16 protein-coding genes and 1 other annotated feature are annotated in these 21669 nt (G+C 53.2%); all 16 genes read left to right on the plus strand.

Features of this window, described 5'->3' with window-relative positions; all coding sequences use genetic code 11:
- Positions 1–33 precede the first annotated feature (33 nt).
- On the plus strand, positions 34–726 hold the full coding sequence (gene rplA / locus NYE74_RS07665; RefSeq protein WP_036619488.1) for a 50S ribosomal protein L1: 693 nt from the start codon (positions 34–36) through the stop codon (positions 724–726).
- An 81-nt stretch (positions 727–807) separates the two neighbouring features.
- Positions 808–959 (plus strand) — a sequence feature (ribosomal protein L10 leader region).
- A 35-nt stretch (positions 960–994) separates the two neighbouring features.
- Complete coding sequence (gene rplJ / locus NYE74_RS07670; protein ID WP_036619489.1) at positions 995–1504, plus strand: 50S ribosomal protein L10; 510 nt, start codon at positions 995–997, stop codon at positions 1502–1504.
- 68 nt (positions 1505–1572) lie between these two features.
- Positions 1573–1938: a 50S ribosomal protein L7/L12 gene (gene rplL, locus NYE74_RS07675; protein WP_036619490.1), complete on the plus strand. Its 366-nt coding sequence runs from the start codon at positions 1573–1575 to the stop codon at positions 1936–1938.
- A 470-nt stretch (positions 1939–2408) separates the two neighbouring features.
- The gene (locus tag NYE74_RS07680; protein WP_036619491.1) at positions 2409–3008 is read left to right on the plus strand and encodes a class I SAM-dependent methyltransferase; all 600 of its coding nucleotides are present in this window, start codon (positions 2409–2411) and stop codon (positions 3006–3008) included.
- A gap of 359 nt (positions 3009–3367) precedes the next feature.
- Positions 3368–6913 carry a DNA-directed RNA polymerase subunit beta gene (rpoB, locus tag NYE74_RS07685; RefSeq protein WP_036619492.1) on the plus strand — a complete coding sequence of 1182 codons (3546 nt, stop codon included), beginning with the start codon at positions 3368–3370 and terminating at the stop codon, positions 6911–6913.
- A gap of 45 nt (positions 6914–6958) precedes the next feature.
- The gene (gene rpoC / locus NYE74_RS07690) at positions 6959–10573 is read left to right on the plus strand and encodes a DNA-directed RNA polymerase subunit beta' (protein ID WP_036619494.1); all 3615 of its coding nucleotides are present in this window, start codon (positions 6959–6961) and stop codon (positions 10571–10573) included.
- 180 nt (positions 10574–10753) lie between these two features.
- Positions 10754–11005 (plus strand): ribosomal L7Ae/L30e/S12e/Gadd45 family protein, encoded by a 252-nt coding sequence (locus tag NYE74_RS07695; RefSeq protein WP_036619496.1) that lies wholly within the window; start codon positions 10754–10756, stop codon positions 11003–11005.
- A gap of 142 nt (positions 11006–11147) precedes the next feature.
- Positions 11148–11570, plus strand: a complete 423-nt coding sequence (gene rpsL / locus NYE74_RS07700) for a 30S ribosomal protein S12 (protein WP_036619497.1) — start codon at positions 11148–11150, stop codon at positions 11568–11570.
- A 467-nt stretch (positions 11571–12037) separates the two neighbouring features.
- Positions 12038–12508, plus strand: coding sequence for a 30S ribosomal protein S7 (gene rpsG / locus NYE74_RS07705; protein ID WP_036619498.1), 471 nt, complete (start codon positions 12038–12040; stop codon positions 12506–12508).
- Positions 12509–12555: 47 nt separating this feature from the next.
- Positions 12556–14634: an elongation factor G gene (gene fusA / locus NYE74_RS07710; protein WP_036619500.1), complete on the plus strand. Its 2079-nt coding sequence runs from the start codon at positions 12556–12558 to the stop codon at positions 14632–14634.
- A gap of 83 nt (positions 14635–14717) precedes the next feature.
- Positions 14718–15908 (plus strand): elongation factor Tu, encoded by a 1191-nt coding sequence (gene tuf, locus NYE74_RS07715; protein ID WP_036619502.1) that lies wholly within the window; start codon positions 14718–14720, stop codon positions 15906–15908.
- A gap of 183 nt (positions 15909–16091) precedes the next feature.
- Entirely contained in the window at positions 16092–17411 is a 1320-nt protein-coding gene (locus NYE74_RS07720) for an ABC transporter substrate-binding protein (protein WP_082207654.1), read from the plus strand.
- A gap of 36 nt (positions 17412–17447) precedes the next feature.
- Positions 17448–18329: a carbohydrate ABC transporter permease gene (locus NYE74_RS07725; RefSeq protein WP_036619504.1), complete on the plus strand. Its 882-nt coding sequence runs from the start codon at positions 17448–17450 to the stop codon at positions 18327–18329.
- A complete protein-coding gene (locus tag NYE74_RS07730) occupies positions 18329–19183 on the plus strand; it encodes a carbohydrate ABC transporter permease (protein ID WP_036619506.1) in 855 nt (284 codons plus the stop codon). Before NYE74_RS07725 ends, NYE74_RS07730 begins: the two co-directional genes overlap by 1 nt.
- 45 nt (positions 19184–19228) lie before the next feature.
- Positions 19229–20749, plus strand: coding sequence for a DUF4127 family protein (locus NYE74_RS07735; RefSeq protein WP_036619508.1), 1521 nt, complete (start codon positions 19229–19231; stop codon positions 20747–20749).
- A gap of 85 nt (positions 20750–20834) precedes the next feature.
- Positions 20835–21665, plus strand: a complete 831-nt coding sequence (locus NYE74_RS07740; RefSeq protein ID WP_036627487.1) for a MurR/RpiR family transcriptional regulator — start codon at positions 20835–20837, stop codon at positions 21663–21665.
- Positions 21666–21669: the final 4 nt, after the last annotated feature.

Consider the following 21669-nt stretch of genomic DNA (forward strand, 5'->3'; position numbering starts at 1 on the left):
TATTCCGCTAATACCACAAAGGAGGACGAATTCATGGCTAAACACGGTAAGAAATACCTGGAAGCCGCTAAGCTGATCGACAGCGAAGCGACTTACGAGCCTTTGGAAGCCGTTGAACTGGTGAAGAAGGCGGCGACTGCCAAATTCGACGAAACCGTCGAAGCAGCGGTTCGTTTGGGCGTAGACCCTCGTAAACAAGACCAAGCCGTTCGCGGTGTGGTTGTCCTGCCTCACGGCACAGGCAAAACCCAACGCGTACTGGTATTCGCCAAAGGCGACAAAGCGAAGGAAGCGGAAGCTGCCGGAGCTGATTATGTAGGCGATCAAGACATGATCAACAAAATCCAACAAGGCTGGTTCGAATTCGATGTCTGCGTAGCTACGCCGGACATGATGAGCGAAGTTGGTAAACTCGGCCGTCTGCTCGGCGGTAAAGGCCTTATGCCTAACCCGAAAGCAGGTACCGTTACGTTTGACGTAGCGAAAGCCGTTCAAGAAATCAAAGCAGGTAAAATCGAGTACCGTCTGGATAAAGCAGGTCAAATCCATGCGCCAATCGGGAAGGTTTCTTTCGGTGCTGAACAACTGAACGAAAACCTGAAAGCTCTTATTGACGCGTTGAACCGGGCTAAACCGGCTGCGGCCAAGGGCGTTTACTTGAAAAATATCGCGATTTCTTCGACCATGGGCCCGAGCGCTCGCGTTAATACAGCATCTTACAGATAATACCAGTGCCCCGACGGCAATACGGATTGACAACAAAGTGAATCCGCTGGTATACTGAAATGGTTGTTTTGATGTGAGACTGACATGTGAATATGCTTACCGTAGACAGTAGGTGCCGCAAGGCTTAATTTCCTACCGAGGTGTTCTGATAGAACGTAATTTCATGCGGGTTTTCCGCGTGAAATGCTTCATTCAAGCCTTCGTGATTCTACGGAGGCCTTTTTAATGGTGTGAAAGGCTCATGCAATTCTAATAGGAGGTGTACAGTTTGGCAAACGCAAAAGTCATTCAAGCGAAACAAGAAGCGGTTGACGCGTTGACTGCGAAGCTGCGCGAAAGCGCAACGACCGTCGTGGCGGACTATCGCGGATTGAATGTTGCACAAGTTACCGAACTCCGCAAACAGCTTCGCGAAGCCGGCGTGGAATTCCAAGTGCTGAAGAATACGCTCGTTCGCCGCGCAACCGCCGCTGCGGAACTTTCTGAACTGGACGAAGTGCTGACCGGTCCAACGGCCATCGCTTTCAGTACGGAAGACGCAGTAGCTCCGGCAAAAATTTTGAGCGATTTCGCCAAAAAGAACGATGCATTGAAAGTGAAGGGTGGCGTGGTTGAAGGCCGTGTAGTTGGCGTCGACCAAATCAAAGCGCTGGCGGATCTTCCGTCCCGCGAAGGTCTCCTTTCCATGCTCCTCAGCGTGCTGCAGGCTCCGATGCGCAACTTCGCGCTCGCGGTCAAAGCCGTTGCCGAGAAAGAAGAGGGCGGCGCAACCGCTTAAGCCTCTTCGGCAGTTCGTGATTTGAAGTACCACAACCCATAAACTATTAAAATAATGGAGGTTCAACCATGAGTAAAGAATCCATCTTGGAAGAGATTAAAGGTATGACCGTTCTTGAACTGAACGATCTTGTAAAAGCAATCGAAGAAGAATTTGGCGTAACTGCAGCAGCTCCGGTAGTTGTAGCAGGTGGCGGCGGCGGCGGTGCCGAAGCTGCTGAACAAACTGAATTCGACGTGATCCTGACTAACGCTGGCGCATCCAAAATCAACGTTATCAAAGTGGTTCGCGAAATCACGGGCCTCGGCTTGAAAGAAGCCAAAGACCTGGTAGACAACGCTCCGAAGCCGCTGAAAGAAAAAGTGGGCAAAGAAGAAGCAGACGGCATCAAAGCAAAATTGGAAGAAGCAGGCGCAACTGTAGAAGTAAAATAATCGTCTCTTCATCTCAGGCAAACCCCTTGAACCCGATTCAAGGGGTTTGCTTTGCTGTTAAAGCTGCTGCCGAGCCCCTACTGGCTGCGATCGACTGTCGGCCTTCGAAATAGCGGAACTTTATGTACCTATTATACGAAGCCCCAGCATTTTCTCTCCATTAGCGGCACTTTGTGTACTTATTTTTCCAATGAATGGTTCAGAATGTGGCCATTTCCTTGTGACTGGAGAGAATAGCGGCATAAATTCCCCTTACTTCTCTTAAATGGGCTGATATCGCGAAAATAATGACATTTTTTGCACCTATTTTTTGGGGAGGGGGAGTTCTCGGTTAGGCAGTCTGATTTTTCTAAGTGTTCTCAGCGCAATACAAAAGAGCCGTGCTGGCTTAACGGCGGATGAATCGGCTAAAATAGTAAGGCAGGCGTTAGCCGGGAACGAATTAATCGATGTAACGGAGGACGGTATCGATGTCGGATCACTACTATTCCAGCAACCCAACGGCTGAGCATGACCGCAAAGTGTGGGACGCAACGCTGCGGGGGCAGACTTTCCGTTTTGTAAGCGATGCGGGGGTGTTCGCCAAAGGCGGCGTGGACTTCGGCAGCCGTACCCTGATTGAAGCAATGGAAATTCCGCAGGATGCCAAAGTTCTCGACGTGGGCTGCGGCTACGGACCGATCGGGCTTGCGGCGGCGAAGCTGGCCGGCCGGGGGCATGTGACGATGATCGACGTCAATGCAAGAGCCGTGGATTTGGCCCGGGAAAACGCGGAGCTAAACCAAGTGAGCAATGTAACGATTCTGGAAAGCGATTTGTTTGCGGCCTTGAAGGACCAAAAGTTTGATGTGGTGCTGACCAATCCGCCGATTCGCGCCGGCAAAAGCATCGTGCATGCGATTTTTGAGGGGGCTTATGAACGGTTGGAGTCCGGCGGCGCATTGTGGATCGTGATCCAGAAGAAACAGGGCGCCCCGTCGGCTAAGGCAAAGCTGGAGTCGCTTTTTGCGCAGGTAGAGGAAGTTACCAAAGATAAGGGATACCGAATCTATAAAGCGGTCAAAGCATAAACCTCATAAATTGAGGCCTGCTAATCGATAGTTGACTTGACAAATTCGCTATGTTATTATTATAAAATGTCAGCATTAGGATGCCCTCCTTGGCTTTAGTTGCCGAAAGTGTCAATAGTTATGCGTAAATCACGCATAAAAATCGGCTGTTTTACGTATAATATGCACATTTTGGGCAAACTATTGAATACGGGGTCATCAGGGCAGATAGACACGGATAAATGATGCTCTTTTTTCGAAGGCATTCGATAAGGGCTTTTCTTTATTTGTGGATGAATCCGTATGGTCCTATTATAAGGGTACAAACACGGGTTCGCAATGAATTTTTAAGTGAGTAGACATTGAGGGGTGAGTTTAAGTTGGCAGGACATCTTGTTCAATATGGTCGACGCACTCGGCGCAGTTATGCGCGAATTAACGAGATACTCGAAGTTCCGAACCTGATCGAAATCCAACAGAAATCCTACGAGTGGTTCTTGGAAGAAGGCCTGCGGGAAATGTTCCAGGATATCTCGCCAATCCAGGATTTCACCGGAAATTTGGTGTTGGAGTTCATCGATTACAGCCTGGGCGAACCGAAGTACACGGTGGATGACGCGAAGGAACGCGACGTAACGTATGCGGCGCCGCTGCGGGTTAAAGTCCGGCTCATTAACAAGGAAACCGGGGAAGTCAAAGAGCAGGAAGTATTCATGGGAGATTTCCCGCTGATGACCGAAACCGGCACATTCATTATCAATGGTGCGGAACGGGTTATTGTCAGCCAGTTGGTTCGCTCTCCTAGCGTCTATTTCAGCACAAAAGTGGATAAGAACGGCAAAAAGATGTACACCGCAACCGTTATTCCGAACCGCGGAGCCTGGCTCGAGCTGGAGACGGATGCGAAGGATATTATTTACGTGCGGATCGACCGTACCCGCAAAATCCCTGTCACCGTGCTGCTTCGTGCGCTTGGCTTCGGCACGGATGCCGAAATTTTGGATTTGCTGGGCAACGACGAATATATCCGCAACACCCTTGACAAAGACAATACGGATTCGACGGAAAAAGCGCTGATCGAAATCTATGAACGTCTTCGTCCGGGCGAGCCGCCGACGCTTGAAAACGCGAAGAGCTTGCTCGTGGCGCGCTTCTTTGACCCTAAACGTTACGATCTGGCCAATGTCGGCCGTTACAAAATCAATAAAAAGCTGCACATCAAAAACCGTTTGTTCAACCAGCGCCTCGCCGAGACGTTGATCGATACGGTTACGGGCGAAATCATCGCCGAAGCCGGTCAGATGGTGGACCGCCGTTTGCTGGATGAGATTCTTCCTCATTTGGAAGACAGCGTCGGCTTCCGGAATTACCATGTGACGGGCGGCGTGCTGGATTCGGAGGATATCCCTCTGCAGACGATCGATGTGTTCTCGCCGATCGAAGACGGCAAAGTAGTGAAGGTCATCGCCAACCGCAACATCGATAAATCGGTGAAGCATATCACCCCTGCTGATATTATTTCTTCGATCAGCTATTTTATCAATTTGTTGCACGGCATCGGCAGCACGGACGATATCGACCATCTCGGCAACCGCCGTCTGCGCTCCGTGGGCGAACTCTTGCAGAACCAGTTCCGGATCGGCTTGTCCCGGATGGAACGCGTCGTTCGCGAAAGAATGTCGATCCAAGACGCCAACGTGATTACGCCGCAGGCGCTGATTAACATCCGTCCCGTGATCGCTTCGATCAAGGAGTTCTTCGGCAGCTCGCAGTTGTCGCAGTTTATGGACCAGACGAATCCGCTTGCGGAGCTTACGCACAAACGCCGTTTGTCCGCGCTCGGTCCGGGCGGTTTGACCCGGGAACGCGCCGGCATGGAAGTGCGCGACGTTCACCCGTCCCACTACGGCCGGATGTGTCCGATCGAAACGCCGGAAGGTCCGAACATCGGTCTGATCAACTCGCTGTCCACGTTTGCGCGGATCAACGAATACGGCTTTATCGAAGCGCCATACCGCTGGGTCGATCCGAAGACCGGCACGGTTACCGACCAGGTGGCTTACCTGACGGCGGACGAGGAAGACAACTACGTCATCGCCCAGGCGAACGCGAAGCTGACCGAAGACAACAAGTTTGAGGATGAGTTTGTTATCGTCCGGTACAACAAGCAGTCCGACAACATTTTGACGATGCCGAGCAACCGGGTCGATTACATGGACATTTCGCCGAAACAGGTCGTATCCGTGGCGACGGCGCTCATTCCGTTCCTGGAGAACGACGACTCCAACCGCGCCCTCATGGGATCGAACATGCAGCGTCAGGCGGTGCCGTTGCTCATTCCGAAGGCTCCGCTCGTCGGAACCGGCATGGAACACAAAGCAGCCAAGGACTCCGGCGTCTGCATCGTCTCGAAATACGACGGCTTCATCGAACGCTCGGCCGCCAACGAAATTTGGCTGCGCCGCGTCGAAGTGGTGGACGGCAAGGAAGTCAAAGGCGACATCGTCAAATATAAGCTGCACAAATTCATGCGTTCCAACCAAGGGACCTGCATCAACCAGCGTCCGATCGTCAAACGCGGCGATATCGTCAAGAAAGGCGACATCCTCGCCGACGGTCCGTCGACGGAAATGGGCGAATTGGCGCTTGGCCGCAACGTGGTCGTGGCCTTCATGACTTGGGAAGGTTACAACTACGAGGATGCGATCCTGCTGAGCGAGAAGCTGGTGAAGGAAGACGTGTACACCTCGATCCATATCGAGGAATATGAATCCGAAGCCCGCGACACCAAGCTCGGACCGGAAGAAATTACCCGCGATATTCCGAACGTAGGGGAAGAGGCGCTGCGCAATCTCGACGAACGCGGCATTATCCGCGTCGGGGCGGAGATCGCCGCCGGCGACATCCTCGTCGGCAAAGTAACGCCGAAGGGCGTGACCGAACTGACGGCGGAAGAGCGCCTGCTGCATGCGATCTTCGGCGAGAAGGCGCGCGAAGTCCGCGATACGTCGCTGCGCGTGCCGCATGGTACCGACGGGATCGTCGTTGATGTCAAGGTGTTCACCCGCGATAACGGCGACGAGCTGCCGCCGGGCGTAAATCAGCTTGTCCGCGTCTACATCGCGCAAAAACGGAAAATTTCCGAAGGTGACAAAATGGCCGGACGCCACGGCAACAAAGGGGTCGTAGCCCGCATTTTGCCGGAAGAGGATATGCCGTTTATGCCGGACGGAACGCCGGTACAAGTCGTGCTTAACCCGCTCGGCGTGCCTTCGCGGATGAACATCGGACAGGTGCTGGAAATCCACCTCGGCATGGCCGCCCTGCAAATGGGCATCCACGTCGCTACTCCGGTATTCGACGGCGCGAACGAAGAGGACGTGTTCGACACGATGGAAGAAGCCGGCATGCAGCGCAACGGTAAAACGATGCTGTACGACGGCCGCACGGGCGAACCGTTCGAACGGGAAGTTACCGTCGGCGTCATGCACATGATCAAGCTGGCGCACATGGTTGACGATAAAATCCACGCCCGCTCCACCGGGCCGTACTCGCTCGTTACGCAGCAGCCGCTCGGCGGTAAAGCGCAGTTCGGCGGACAGCGTTTCGGGGAGATGGAAGTGTGGGCGCTGGAAGCTTACGGCGCCGCTTATACGCTGCAGGAAATTCTCACCGTCAAATCGGACGACGTGGTCGGCCGCGTGAAGACGTACGAATCCATCGTGAAGGGCGAAAACGTGCCTGAACCGGGCGTTCCGGAATCGTTTAAGGTTCTGATCAAAGAACTGCAAAGCTTGGGGATGGACGTCAAGATCCTGACCGAAAACGAAGAAGAGATCGAGATGAAGGAAATCGACGACGAGGAAGATGCCTCCGGCGATAAGCTCAGCCTCAACCTGGAAGGTTCGGAAGTCGGAGTAGAATAGAGCGTAGATAGTCAATATCAGGACTAGGTTAAGGAGGGATGCTCCTTGTTGGACGTCAACAACTTCGAGTTTATGAAAATTGGGCTTGCTTCCCCAGACAAAATTCGTTCTTGGTCCCGCGGAGAAGTGAAGAAACCGGAAACGATCAACTACCGCACGTTGAAACCGGAAAAGGAAGGGCTGTTCTGCGAGAAGATTTTCGGCCCGACCAAAGACTGGGAATGTCATTGCGGTAAATATAAGAGAGTTCGCTACAAAGGCGTAGTCTGCGACCGCTGCGGCGTCGAAGTGACGAGAGCAAAAGTGCGCCGCGAGCGGATGGGCCATATCGAGCTGGCCGCTCCGGTGTCCCACATTTGGTACTTCAAAGGGATTCCGAGCCGCATGGGCCTTGCGCTTGACATGTCGCCGCGTTCGCTGGAAGAGATCATTTATTTTGCATCTTATGTCGTGACGGATCCGGGTGAAACACCGCTGGAGAAAAAGCAGCTTTTGTCCGAGAAGGAATACCGCAGCTATCGCGAGAAATACGGTTACGGTTTCCAAGCCGGCATGGGTGCGGAAGCGGTGAAGAAGCTGCTTCAGGATCTCGATATCGACAAAGAGCTCGAATTTTTGAAAGAAGAGCTGCGCACGGCACAAGGCCAGCGCCGCAACCGGGCGATCAAACGGCTTGAAGTGATCGAAGCGTTCAAGAGCTCCGGCAACGAGCCGGAGTGGATGATCCTCGACGTGCTTCCGGTCATTCCGCCGGAACTCCGTCCGATGGTTCAACTCGACGGCGGACGTTTCGCCACGTCTGACCTGAACGATCTGTACCGCCGCGTCATCAACCGGAACAACCGTTTGAAACGGCTGCTTGATCTCGGCGCGCCCGATATCATTGTGCAAAACGAAAAACGGATGCTGCAGGAAGCGGTGGACGCCTTGATCGACAACGGCCGCCGCGGCCGCCCGGTAACGGGCCCGGGCAACCGTCCGCTTAAATCCTTGAGCCATATGCTGAAAGGGAAACAAGGCCGTTTCCGGCAAAACCTGCTCGGGAAACGCGTCGACTACTCCGGACGTTCCGTTATCGTTGTAGGACCGTATTTGAAAATGTATCAATGCGGCCTGCCGAAAGAAATGGCGCTGGAGCTGTTTAAGCCTTTCGTGATGAAAGAGCTGGTCAACAAAGGCCTGGCGCACAACATCAAGAGCGCAAAGCGCAAAGTCGAACGCGTAAGCCCCGAAGTTTGGGATGTGCTCGAAGAGGTTATTAAGGAACATCCGGTTCTGCTGAACCGTGCTCCTACGCTTCACCGTCTCGGTATTCAGGCGTTTGAACCGATTCTTGTCGAAGGACGCGCCATCCGTCTTCACCCGTTGGTATGTACGGCTTACAACGCCGACTTCGACGGCGACCAGATGGCCGTGCACGTGCCGTTGTCGGCGGAAGCCCAAGCGGAAGCGCGCATTCTGATGCTGGCTTCCGGCAACATTCTGAACCCGAAAGACGGCAAGCCGGTCGTTACGCCTTCGCAGGACATGGTTCTGGGCTCCTACTATCTGACGATGGACAACAAGGACGCTCAAGGCTCCGGCATGATTTTGTCCTCGGTCAACGAAGCGGTATCCGCTTATCAACGGGGAACGGCTTCCCTGCATGCGCGGGTGGCTATCCCGGCGAAAGCTTTGGGCAAAACGAGCTTTACGGAAGCGCAGCAAAACGCTTTGCTGATCACTACGGTCGGTAAAATCATTTTTAATGAAATTTTCCCGGCCAGCTTCCCGTACATTAATGAACCGACCCGCGTGAACTTGTTCCAAGGAACGCCGGATAAATATTTTATCCATGAAAAAGGCGTGGACATCGTGGAGCGGATCATGAATGCGCCGCAAGCGGGCGGGGTCGGCAAAGAATACCTCGGGGAAATTATCGGACGCTGCTTCGAAATCTACCAAACGACGGAAACTTCCGTCATTCTGGACAGAATCAAGCAAACCGGCTTTACTTACTCCACACGTGCCGGCGTAAGTATTGCGGTGGCGGACGTTATCGTTCCGCAGGAAAAGCAGGACATTCTGCGCGAATCCGAGGAGAAAGTACGGGTTGTCACCAATCAATACCGCCGCGGTCTAATCACGAACGAAGAGCGGTACGACCGCGTTATCGATATCTGGTCCAAGTGTAAGGATCAAATTACCGATATCCTAATGAAGTCGATGGACCGCTACAACTCCATCATGATGATGGTCGATTCCAAGGCGCGGGGGAACAAATCGCAGATCACCCAGCTGGGCGGTATGCGGGGCCTCATGGCCAACCCGGCCGGCCGCATCATCGAACTTCCGATCAAATCGAACTTCCGCGAAGGCCTCACGGTCCTGGAATACTTCATTTCGACGCACGGCGCGCGGAAAGGTCTGGCCGATACCGCGCTGCGGACGGCGGACTCCGGTTATTTGACCCGCCGTCTCGTCGACGTGGCTCAGGACGTTATCGTGCGCGAGGAAGATTGCGGTACGGATAAAGGCTTTACCGTCGGCGTGATTCAGGACGGCAAAGAGGTTATCGAAAATCTGTACGACCGGATCGAAGGCCGTTACTCGTTCGAAACGGTACGGCATCCGGAAACCGGCGAGATCATCATTCACCGGAACGAGCTGATCGATTCCGACAAAGCGCATGAAATCGTGGACGCAGGAATCACGAAGCTGCAAATCCGTTCCGTGCTCAGCTGCCGTGCCCGTCATGGCGTCTGCAAAAAGTGCTACGGCCGCAACCTGGCCACCGGCAAACACGTGGAGATCGGCGAAGCTGTCGGCATTATCGCCGCTCAGTCGATCGGCGAACCGGGAACCCAGCTCACCATGCGTACGTTCCATACCGGGGGCGTTGCGGGCGACGACATTACCCAAGGTTTGCCGCGGATTCAGGAACTGTTTGAAGCCCGGAATCCGAAAGGTCAAGCCACGATCAGTGAAATCGACGGCGTGATCAAGGAAATCCGCGAAGCGAAGGACCGCCGCGAAATCGAGGTACAAGGCGAAGCGGAAACGAAGGTCTACTCCGTCACCTACGGTTCCCGTCTGCGCGTAAGCGAAGGCGACCAAATCGAGGCTGGGGACGAACTGACCGACGGTTCCATCGACCCGAAAGAAATTTTGCGCATCAAAGGGATTCGCGGCGTACAGAACTACATTTTGCAGGAAGTTCAGCGCGTATACCGCAACCAGGGCGTAGAAATCAACGACAAGCACGTCGAGGTTATGATCCGCCAGATGCTGCGTAAAATCCGGATCGTCGATTCCGGCGATACGCCGCTTCTGCCGGGCTCTTTCGTCGATCTGCACGAGTACGAAATGGCGAACAAGGAAGCCATCTTGTCCGGCCAAGAGCCCGCTGTGGCCAAACCGGTTCTGCTCGGGATTACGAAAGCGTCGCTCGAAACGGATTCCTTCCTGTCGGCCGCTTCCTTCCAGGAAACGACGCGCGTGCTTACCGACGCTGCCATCAAAGGCAAAGTCGATAAGCTGCTCGGCCTGAAGGAAAACGTCATTATCGGGAAGCTGATTCCGGCCGGCACCGGCATGAACCGTTACCGCAGCCTCCAGTTTGAGGAATCTGAGCTGGACGAGACGAGCGAGGAAAGCCTTGAGCCTGTTTCCGTTGAATAAGTGATTTGAAGAGCTGCGCCGATGCGGCCCCGGGCGGTCTGATTACCTGCCGGGACGCATCGGCGTTTATTCTTTTGAAGCTGAGGAACGACAAATATATGCTTGACATCGCCTATACCGGAGTGCTACTATATCATAGTGCGTGAGTACGGATACCCTGTGCTTTGGAGGACGTTTAGGATGTCTAATGATAAAGGACTTCGGGACGCACCAGTGAAAATCGGCACCAAGCAAACCATGCGAATGGTAGAGCTAGGACGCGCCGTGGAAGTTTATGTGGCTGAAAATGCAGATCCACGTCTTACATCGAAAATCATCGCCTTATGCAATGAGCGCGGCGTCAAGGTCACTCTTGTGGACACGATGGCGGCTCTTGGCAAAGCCTGCGGGATTGAAGTGGGCGCGGCGATGGCGGCGATTGTAAAACCATAGCTGATCGAAATGTTTTTGCATTCGAGCGAAAGCTCGCCGGCAAAAACATTTCCTTTGCTCTTTTATGAACCGCCTGGGTCTGTGGGCTTAAGTAAACGGTTTGTAAAGCAATATGAATTCTGAGGAAGGGGGTGGCAACAACATGCCAACAATTAACCAATTAGTACGCAAAGGACGCCAAGAGAAGGTGTACAAATCCAAATCGCCAGCGCTGCAAAGAGGGTTTAACGCTCTGAAACGCGAGGCTACCGATTTGAGCTCTCCGCAAAAACGCGGCGTCTGCACTCGTGTAGGTACGATGACTCCGAAAAAACCGAACTCCGCGCTTCGTAAATATGCCCGTGTTCGCTTGACGAACCGTGTAGAGGTGACGGCTTATATTCCGGGGATCGGACATAACCTGCAAGAGCACAGCGTGGTGCTGATTCGCGGCGGCCGGGTCAAAGACCTCCCAGGTGTACGTTATCATATCGTACGCGGAGCTTTGGATACCGCTGGAGTTAACAACCGGATGCAAGCCCGTTCCAAATACGGCGCAAAACGTCCGAAAGCGAAAAAATCCTAAGATTAATCGCTATAGATGAGTGTTCAAAAAGTCAGGTTATGACTTTTTGAACTACCGTCTCAATGAAGTTCAAAAAGTCGGCTTTTCAGCACCGAGAAGGTTGGATGAAGCTAGGGACGAAAGGAGCGGAGCGTAGACAGATCTACGTGAGCAACGGAAGGCCCGGCTGAATTCAAAATTCGATGCCGAATACCCTTCTATGTATATCTACGTGATCCGAAGATGACTTTTTTGAACTACTGTTTCAATGGAGGTTCAAAAAGTTAGGTTTGGAGCACCGAGAAGGTTGGATGAAGCTAGGGACGAAAGGAGCGGAGCGTAGACAGATCTACGTGAGCAACGGAAGGTCCGGCTGAATTCAAAATTCGATGCCGAATACCCTTCTATGTATATCTACGTGATCCGAAGATGACTTTTTTGAACTACCGCTATTAGGTTTGAATTATTGCTGAAAGGGGGATAACTATATGCCACGCAAAGGTCCAGTTGCCAAAAGAGACGTGTTGCCGGATCCGGTGTATAACAGCAAGCTGGTTACCCGCTTGATCAACCGCATCATGATCGACGGTAAACGCGGTGTTGCTCAAAGCATTCTTTACAACGCGTTCAACATCATTCAAGAACGCACGGGGAACGACCCGATGGAAGTATTTGAAGCAGCGCTCAAGAACATCATGCCTGTACTGGAAGTTAAAGCTCGCCGTGTCGGTGGTGCGAACTACCAGGTTCCGATCGAAGTTAAGCCGGAAAGACGTACATCCCTGGGATTACGTTGGCTCGTAAACTACTCTCGCACCCGCGGTGAGAAAACGATGGAGGAGCGTTTGGCTGCCGAGATTATCGACGCATCCAACAACACAGGCGCTTCCGTGAAGAAACGCGAAGACACGCACAAAATGGCGGAAGCGAACAAAGCGTTCGCACACTACCGCTGGTAGGATTTCGCTCGTAATTCAAAACTTCTATTTTGAAGGGAGACAGATTCATGGCAAGAGAGTTCTCCTTGAAAAATACACGTAACATCGGGATCATGGCGCATATTGACGCCGGTAAGACAACCACGACGGAACGGATCTTGTTCTACACAGGCCGTACGCACAAAATCGGGGAAGTTCACGAGGGTGCTGCAACGATGGACTGGATGGAGCAGGAGCAGGAGCGCGGAATCACGATTACGTCCGCTGCGACCACCGCTCAATGGAAAGGTCACCGCGTAAATATCATTGATACCCCGGGACACGTCGACTTCACCGTTGAAGTCGAACGTTCCCTTCGTGTATTGGACGGGGCTGTAGGGGTATTCAGTGCAAAAGAAGGCGTTGAGCCTCAGTCCGAAACCGTCTGGAGACAAGCTGACCGTTACGGCGTTCCGCGGATCGCCTACGTCAACAAAATGGATATTATCGGTGCGGACTACCTGAACGTTGTAAATGATATGCGCGATCGTCTGCAAGCGAACGCAGTTGCTATTCAACTGCCGATCGGTGCGGAAAATGATTTTGTCGGGATCATCGACATCATCACGAAGAAAGCCTACATCTATAAAGACGATTTGGGTCAAAACATCGAAGAGGCCGAGATCCCTGCGGATCTTGCCGATAAAGTAGAAGAACTCCGCGCGGAACTGGTCGAGAAAGTTGCCGAGCTGGATGAAGACTTGACGATGAAATACCTCGAAGGCGAGGAAATCACCGTTGAAGAACTGAAAGCCGCACTGCGCAAAGGCGTTTGCGAAGTGAAAATTTTCCCGGTCGTTTGCGGATCTTCCTATCGGAACAAAGGGATTCAGCTGATGCTGGACGCCGTTATCGATTATCTGCCTGCACCGGTTGATGTACCGAACATTCAAGGTCACTTGGAAGACGGTACGGAAGTGGAACGCCATTCTTCCGACGAAGAACCGTTCGCGGCGCTGGCATTTAAAATCATGACCGACCCGTACGTGGGTAAGCTGACGTTCTTCCGCGTATACTCCGGTATTTTGCAATCCGGTTCTTACGTGCTGAACGCGACTAAAGGCAAACGCGAACGGATCGGCCGTATCCTGCAAATGCACGCAAACCACCGTCAAGAGATCAACGAAGTATACGCTGGTGACATTGCGGCGGCCGTAGGTTTGAAAGATACGGGCACGGGTGATACACTGTGTGATGAGAAGAGCCCGGTTATTCTTGAGTCGATGAACTTTCCGGATCCGGTTATCGAGATCGCCGTTGAGCCTAAGACAAAAGCCGACCAAGATAAATTGGGCGTTGCTCTTGGCAAGCTGACGGAAGAAGACCCGACGCTTCGCGCTTATACGGATGAAGAAACCGGCCAAACGATCCTTAAAGGTATGGGTGAGCTTCACCTCGATATCATCATCGACCGGATGCGCCGTGAATTCAAAGTTGAGACGAACGTGGGTAAACCGCAAGTTGCTTACCGCGAAACGTTCAGAACGCCAGCGCGCGTTGAAGGCAAATTCGTACGTCAGTCCGGCGGCCGCGGTCAATACGGTCACGTCTGGGTTGAATTCGAACCGCTGGAGCCAGGTACAGGCAACCAATTCGACAGCAAAATCGTCGGCGGCGCCGTACCGAGAGAATATATCGGTCCTGCACAGCAAGGTATCGAAGAAGCGATGCAGAACGGTGTTCTTGCCGGCTTCCCGGTAGTGGACGTGAAGGCGACGATCGTCGACGGTTCCTACCACGATGTCGACTCCAGTGAAATGGCGTTTAAAATCGCCGGTTCCATGGCGCTCAAAGCGGCCAAGGACAAATGTAATCCGGTTCTGCTTGAGCCGATTATGAAAGTTGAAGTAACTGTTCCGGAAGAGTACATGGGTGATGTAATGGGTATGCTGAACTCCCGCCGTGGTCGGATCGAAGGTATGGATTCCCGTGGCGGCGCGCAAATTATCCGTGCCAAAGTGCCTCTTTCCGAAATGTTCGGTTACTCGACCACGCTTCGCTCCGGTACGCAAGGACGCGGCGTATTCTCGATGGAACTTTCCCATTACGAAGAAGTTCCTAGAAATATCGCCGAAGAAATTGTGTCCAAGAACAAGGGCGGAGAATAATTAGTTGTACTTGCTGATCGGAAGAATTCATCTTCCGGTCGGTCAAACATAACAATCCATATTTTAAGGAGGAACTGTTTAAAATGGCAAAGGCTAAATACGAACGTACAAAACCGCACGTTAATATCGGTACGATTGGTCACGTCGACCATGGTAAAACAACTCTGACTGCAGCCATCACGACTGTATTGTCCAAAAAATACGGCGGTGCTGCCGTAGCTTTCGACCAAATCGACAAAGCTCCGGAAGAACGCGAACGCGGTATCACAATCTCGACGGCACACGTTGAGTATGAAACTCCGAACCGCCACTATGCACACGTTGACTGCCCAGGGCACGCCGACTATGTTAAAAACATGATCACCGGCGCAGCTCAAATGGACGGCGCGATCCTGGTTGTATCCGCAGCTGACGGCCCAATGCCGCAAACTCGCGAACACATCCTGCTGTCCCGTAACGTAGGCGTTCCTTACATCGTCGTATTCCTGAACAAATGCGACATGGTTGAAGACGAAGAGTTGCTTGAACTGGTTGAAATGGAAGTTCGCGACCTGCTGAACGAATACGAGTTCCCTGGCGACGACACTCCGATCATCCGCGGTTCCGCTCGTGAAGCTCTGCAAAATCCTGATGGCGAATGGGCTCAAAAAATCGTTGAAATGTTCGAAGTTATCGACGAGTACATTCCGCTTCCGGAACGTCCAATCGACAAACCGTTCTTGATGCCTGTCGAGGACGTATTCTCGATCACTGGCCGCGGTACCGTTGCTACGGGCCGTGTAGAACGCGGTACGGTTAAAGTCGGCGACGAAATCGAAATCGTGGGTATCCACGAAGAAACGAAAAAGTCCGTCGTTACCGGCGTTGAAATGTTCCGTAAATTGCTGGATTCCGCTGAAGCGGGCGACAACATCGGCGCATTGCTTCGCGGTGTTGACCGTAAAGAAATCGAACGCGGTCAAGTATTGGCTAAACCGGCTTCCGTTAATCCGCATACTGAGTTTACCGCTCAAGTATACGTATTGACGAAAGAAGAAGGTGGACGTCATAAGCCTTTCTTCACTGGCTACCGTCCGCAATTCTATTTCCGTACAACGGACGTAACAGGTGTTATCAACCTGCCGGAAGGTACTGAAATGGTTATGCCTGGCGACAACATCGAAGTTACGGTTCAACTGATCTCCCCGATCGCGATCGAAGAAGGAACTCGCTTCTCCATTCGCGAAGGCGGCCGTACAGTTGGATCCGGCGCTGTAGTATCCATCAACAAATAATAAGGCGCTTTTAAGCGGCTTTAACCGAAAAGGGCTTCTTCCCGGTTTACCGGGGAGGGGCCCTTTTTTTGTGCCATCGCTTGTAAGTTAGCAGAAATTATCCGCCGGAATTTCCAGGCATTGCGGAAATAATTTTCGAGCCGCTGAATATATATGGTTCAAAAGCTTGAAAGGATGTTGTCCATGACAAAAACGATGCTGAAAGCTCCGCTCCTTCTGCTGCTTACGGCATGGATCGCCGGTTTGCTCGCCGGGTGCGGCGGCGGACCCGAACCTAGTCAAGGGGCTGCGGCGAACACACCTCAGAAGGCTGGCGGTTCCGAAGGGGATCAAGCCAAGGAACCCGTCACGCTCCAGTTCTGGACCATCGCTTTGCAGCCCACGTTTAACGACTACTTTCATGAATTGATCTCACGCTATGAAAAAGAAAACCCCCACGTCACCATCGATTGGCAGGACTTCCCGTTTGACACCGTATCGCAAAAGCTGCTGACCAGCATCGCCAGCGGCAAAAGCCCGGACGTGGTAAACCTGAATACGGAATTTGCCAGCCAAATCGGCAGCAAAGGCGCGCTCGCCGATTTGGAAGAGTATCTTACTCCGGAGGAAAAAGCCGCTTATTTTGAAGGGATATTTAGTTCTACCGTTCTCGACGGTCACGCTTATGCCTTGCCTTGGTATACCGGAACCGAAGTGCTGTTCATGAACACGAAGCTGCTAAAGGAAGCGGGCTTGGACCCGAGCAAGCCGCCGCAAAGCCGCGAGGAGCTGGCCGACTGGGCACGGCAAATCAAAGCGAAAACCGGCAAAAACGGCTACGCCATCCAGCTGATCTCCAAACTGTTTGCGATCGACGGCATTCCGTTCGTCAACGAAGATAAAACGGCCGCCGCCTTTAACACGCCGGAGGCGGAAGCGATGCTGCAAAATTTGCGGCAGTTGATGGAGGAAGGCGTGATCATCAAGGATGATGCGAAATTTGACAAGCAGATTCAGTATTATTCCGCCGAGCAGGTGGCATTTGAGTTGGCCGGTCCTACCTTTATCAACTTCCTGAAAACATCCGCCCCCGACGTGTACAAAAATACCGTAGCCGTCCCGCTGCCCACGGGCAAAGCCAACCTGCGGCTTTCCAACTCGATGAACGTCGTGGTGCCGAAGGCTTCCAAACATACGGAAGAAGCCGTCAAGTTTGCGGTTTTCGTAACGAATGCCGAAAATCAAACCTCTTTTGCCAAATTGGCCAATACTTTGCCCTCCACCAAAGCATCGATCAAAGATCCCTTTTTTACCGAATCGGACAACACACTGGAGGCGCAGGCCAAAATCGCTTCCGCGCAAAGCCTGGATAAAGCGACGGACTTTATGGTCGGCGTGCCCAGCGCGACGGACATCAATGCCGCATTGGGCCGGGGGCTGCAGGAAGTGCTCCTGAACGGCCAGGATATCAAGAAAACGCTGGATAGCGTAGAAAGGGAAGTCAATACAATCCTAAAAAAGTAGAGTCTGATGGATTTGCGGGATAGGGGGTGAAACGCCTTGAAGAAATGGAGTCATTCGGAGACCTGGACCGCCTGGACGTTTATGACGCCCGGACTGCTTCTGATCGGAATATTCGTGTTTTGGCCGATCCTTTACGGAATACCGCTGTCATTTACCGATTATTCCGTTATTGCCGAAACGAAGTACGTGGGCCTGGACAATTATGCGGCCGCTTTTCAGGACCGGAATTTTCTGATCTCGCTGTGGAATTCGGTGAAATACGTGTTGATCGTTCCGTTCATCCAAATCGCCTCGATCCTGATGGCCGTGCTGGTGAACAGCCGCCTTCCCGGGGTGAAGGCTTTTCGGACGGCATACTATATTCCGGTCGTCACCTCGATGGTGGCCGTGGCGCTGATTTGGAGCTGGCTGCTCAGCAACAACGGGGTCGTCAATTACATCCTGATCCGGCTTGGCATCATCAGCGAACAGATTTCCTGGTTGGCGGACAGCAGCACGGCACTTTTTGTGCTTATGTTCATTACGATGTGGAAAGGCTTAGGGTATTACATGGTGTTGTACCTTGCCGGGCTGCAGGGGATTCCCGCGGAACTATACGAGGCGGCCAAAGTCGACGGAGCCGGCGTGTTGCGAGCCATCTACCGGATTACTTTGCCGCTGCTCCGGCCGCATATTCTGTTTTGCAGTTTGATTTCCCTGATGGCGGCGATCCGCGTGTTTGATGAGGTGTATATTCTGACCAAAGGCGGCCCCGGCACGGCGACCTTGACGTCGAGTGTTTATATTTTTCAAAAAGGGCTGGAACAGTTTAACTTCGGTTACGCTTCGGCGCTGGGGTTGATCGTCAGCATGATCATCGGGGTTCTCAGCGTCTTGATCTTCTATGTCAACCGGAAGGGAGGCGTCAATCCATATTGATGATCAAACCGTCTATCCCGAAAAGGGCATTTCGGCCGGGAACGGTCATCCGGTACGCAATCATTTACGTCCTGCTGGCGGCGCTGGCGTTATTTATGATGGGACCGTTTCTTTGGCTGCTCAGCGTGTCGCTGATGCCCGGCAAAAACGTGTTTTCGGTGCCGCCGGCCATTTTCCCGAGCTTTATCGACTTTGCCAATTACGCGGGTGTGTGGAAATTCATGGACTTTCCCAAATATATGATGAATACGGTCGTTATTACCGCGCTGGGGATTGCCGCGAATGTCGTCTTGTCCAGCATGACCGCCTATCCGCTGGCCGCCTTCCGCTTCAAAGGGCGAAATCTGGTGTTCGGCCTGCTGATTTCGACGATGATCATTCCTTCCTCGACGGCGATGATCGTTCATTATCTGACGATTCAGGCTTTCCGTCTGGGGGACAGCTACGTTGGCGTCGTATTGCCCGCGGCGGTGTCGGTGTTTAACATTTTTCTGATGCGGCAGACCTTTATGTCCGTTCCGGCGGATATGCGGGATTCCGGGAAAATGGACGGGGCCTCCGAGTTCCGGATTTTTTGGCAGTTGATGCTGCCTTTGGTGAAGCCCGGCCTCGCGGTTATCGCTTTGCTGGAGATGATGGCGTTCTGGAACAACTTCCTGTGGCCGATCGTCATTTTGAACGATCCGTCCAAATATCCGCTGGCGGCGGCTTTGACCTATCTCAACGGGCAATTCGCCTACAACTTCGGCTGGATTGCCGCCGGCACGATGATTTCCGTGCTTCCGATCATCGCCGTTTTTCTGCTGACTCAACGTTATTTCATCGAGGGTATGTCGGGAGCGCTTAAAGGATAAAAGGATTCCTTGCCTTCAAACCATGGCTGGAGGAGATGCCTGATCATGATCAAAATCGTTTATGTGCCTTTGGACGAACGGCCGTGCAATTTGTATTTTCCCCCGGCGCTGGCCGCCGGAACGGATTTTATGGTGGTGACGCCTCCCGTGGAGCTCTTGGGAAACAAAAAACGGCCGGCCGATACCGAGGGGTTATGGGATTGGCTGCTGCGGGAGGCGCGAGGGGCGGACGGTGCGATTTTGTCATTGGACACCTTGGTGTACGGGGGAATCGTGCCTTCCCGGCTGCACCGGCTGCCGTTCGAGGAATGCCAACACAGGCTCGGCCAATTAAGAAAATTGAAGGAGGTCGTTCCCGGGCTGCAGGTTTACGCGATGAATCTGATCATGCGCTGCCCGCAGTATTCCAGCAGCGACGAAGAACCTGACTATTACGGGGAATGGGGCCGGGAAATTTTCCGCCGGGGATACATTGGCCACCGGTTGCAGCTTGGCCTCGCCACGGAGGCCGAGAAGTTGGAGAAAAAGCAAATCGACGCGCAACTGCCCGCCGGTGTGTTGAGCGATTATTTGCAGCGGCGGGCGGTTAACGCCGAGCTCAACCGCTGCGCCGTGGAATTGGCGAAGGAGGGCGTCATCGATTTCCTTGTCATTCCGCAGGATGATGCCGCCCCGTTCGGATGGACCGCTTTGGATCAGCAGAAGGTTCGGGATACCGTCAAAGAGCTTGGCGTTTCCCTGAAGGTATACATGTATCCGGGCGCCGATGAGGCGGGCTGCACGCTGCTTGCCCGCATGATCAACCGGTTTAAGCAAGCCGTTCCCCTCGTATATCCGCGGTTTTCCAGCGTCCAAGGGCCGTTTGTGATTCCTTTGTACGAGGACCGCCTGCTGTTCGAGAGCGTAAAGTACCATGTGCTGGCGGCCGGCGGGTTGCTGTGCTCCAGCATGAGCGAAGCGGATATCGCCCTATTTATCAATGCTCCGGGGGAAACGATGATGGAAAGCGCGTCGCAGCATCATCCCAACGCGGGCTATAACGTGATGCGAAACACGGCCGAGTTGATCGAAACCGCGGATTATCTCATCGGCCGGTTCAATAAACCGTGCGTGATCGCGGACGTGGCTTTTGCCAACGGGGCGGATCTTGAACTGATCCGGTCGCTACGGGAGAAGAAGCTGCTGTTTCGAGTGGCGGGCTACGCGGGCTGGAACACCAGTTCCAATACGCTTGGCACCTGCATCGCCCAGGGCATGATTTACCGTCATTACGGGCCAAGCCGGGCTCATCTCGATTTCCTGTCCCTGCGCTATACCGAGGATGCCGGCTACTGCGCCTTTGTACGGCAGCACGTCAAAGAGCATAAGCTGCCCGGGCTCGGGATGGATTATTTTTCGGTCGACGGACCGCGCGGCGTGGCTGCCGGCGTTGTCAGGGAAGAGTTGGAGCGTTTCGTGGAACAGTATATTAATGATGAAACTTACCGCGTCAGCATCGATGATGTATTTTTGCCGTGGAGCCGGATGTTTGAAGTGGGGCTGAAAACGCATTTGATATCGTCATAGAGACCCCGGGGGCTATCTGTTAAATAGGAGAATGATCATGACGGATACGAATAAAAACGCGCGGTTTGCCAATATCAGAACCCCCATGGATTTGATCGCGGAAATCGGCAGCTATTACCCTTCGCTGACGAGATCGGAGCAGAAGGTCGCCAGGCGGGTGCTGGAGCATGCGGATGAGGTGCTGTATTCCTCGATTACCGAGTTTGCCGAAGCTTCGGGCGTCGGGGAAACGACGGTGATTCGCTTTTGCCGGAAAATCAAATTTAAAGGCTACCAGGAGTTCCGGCTGGCGCTGGCCCAGAGTCAAATGCTGCGCAAAATCGAGGAGAACAAACTCGAAGAGCGCGAGGCGCATTATATCGAGCGGGTGTGCGGCAACGTTGTGAAGGTGCTGCAGGCCAGCCTAAGTTTGCTTGACCGGAACACGCTGGAAGCGGCGGTCGAGTTGATCGACAAAGCCCGGCACATCCAGTTCATCGGCGTCGGCTCCTCCGGCATTACGGCACTGGATGCCAAAAACCGTTTATTGCGGTTGGGCAGACGTTCCGAAGCGGCCTTTGACAGCCATATGCAGGCGATGAGCGCCGTGCTGCTGGAGGAGGGGGACGTGGCCGTCGGCTTCAGCGTTTCCGGGAGCAGCAAAGATACGAACGACATTCTGGCCAAAGCCAAAAGCGGCGGAGCCAAGGTCATCGCCGTGACGAATTATGCCAAGTCGCCGATTACAAGCATCGCGGACCTAGTGCTGCTGACGGCGGGGAAGGAATCACCGCTTGAGGGAGGCTCCATGAGCGCGAAAATATCGCAGCTTTTTGTCATAGATCTGCTATGCGAAGGATTGTCCTTAAAGGATCTTGAGCGTGCGAAACATATGAAAGAGAAGACGGCCCGGGCCGTCATCGATAAAATCTACTGACAGA

This window comes from Paenibacillus sp. FSL P4-0127 (assembly GCF_038007325.1).
Taxonomy (GTDB): Bacteria; Bacillota; Bacilli; order Paenibacillales; family Paenibacillaceae; genus Fontibacillus; species Fontibacillus macerans.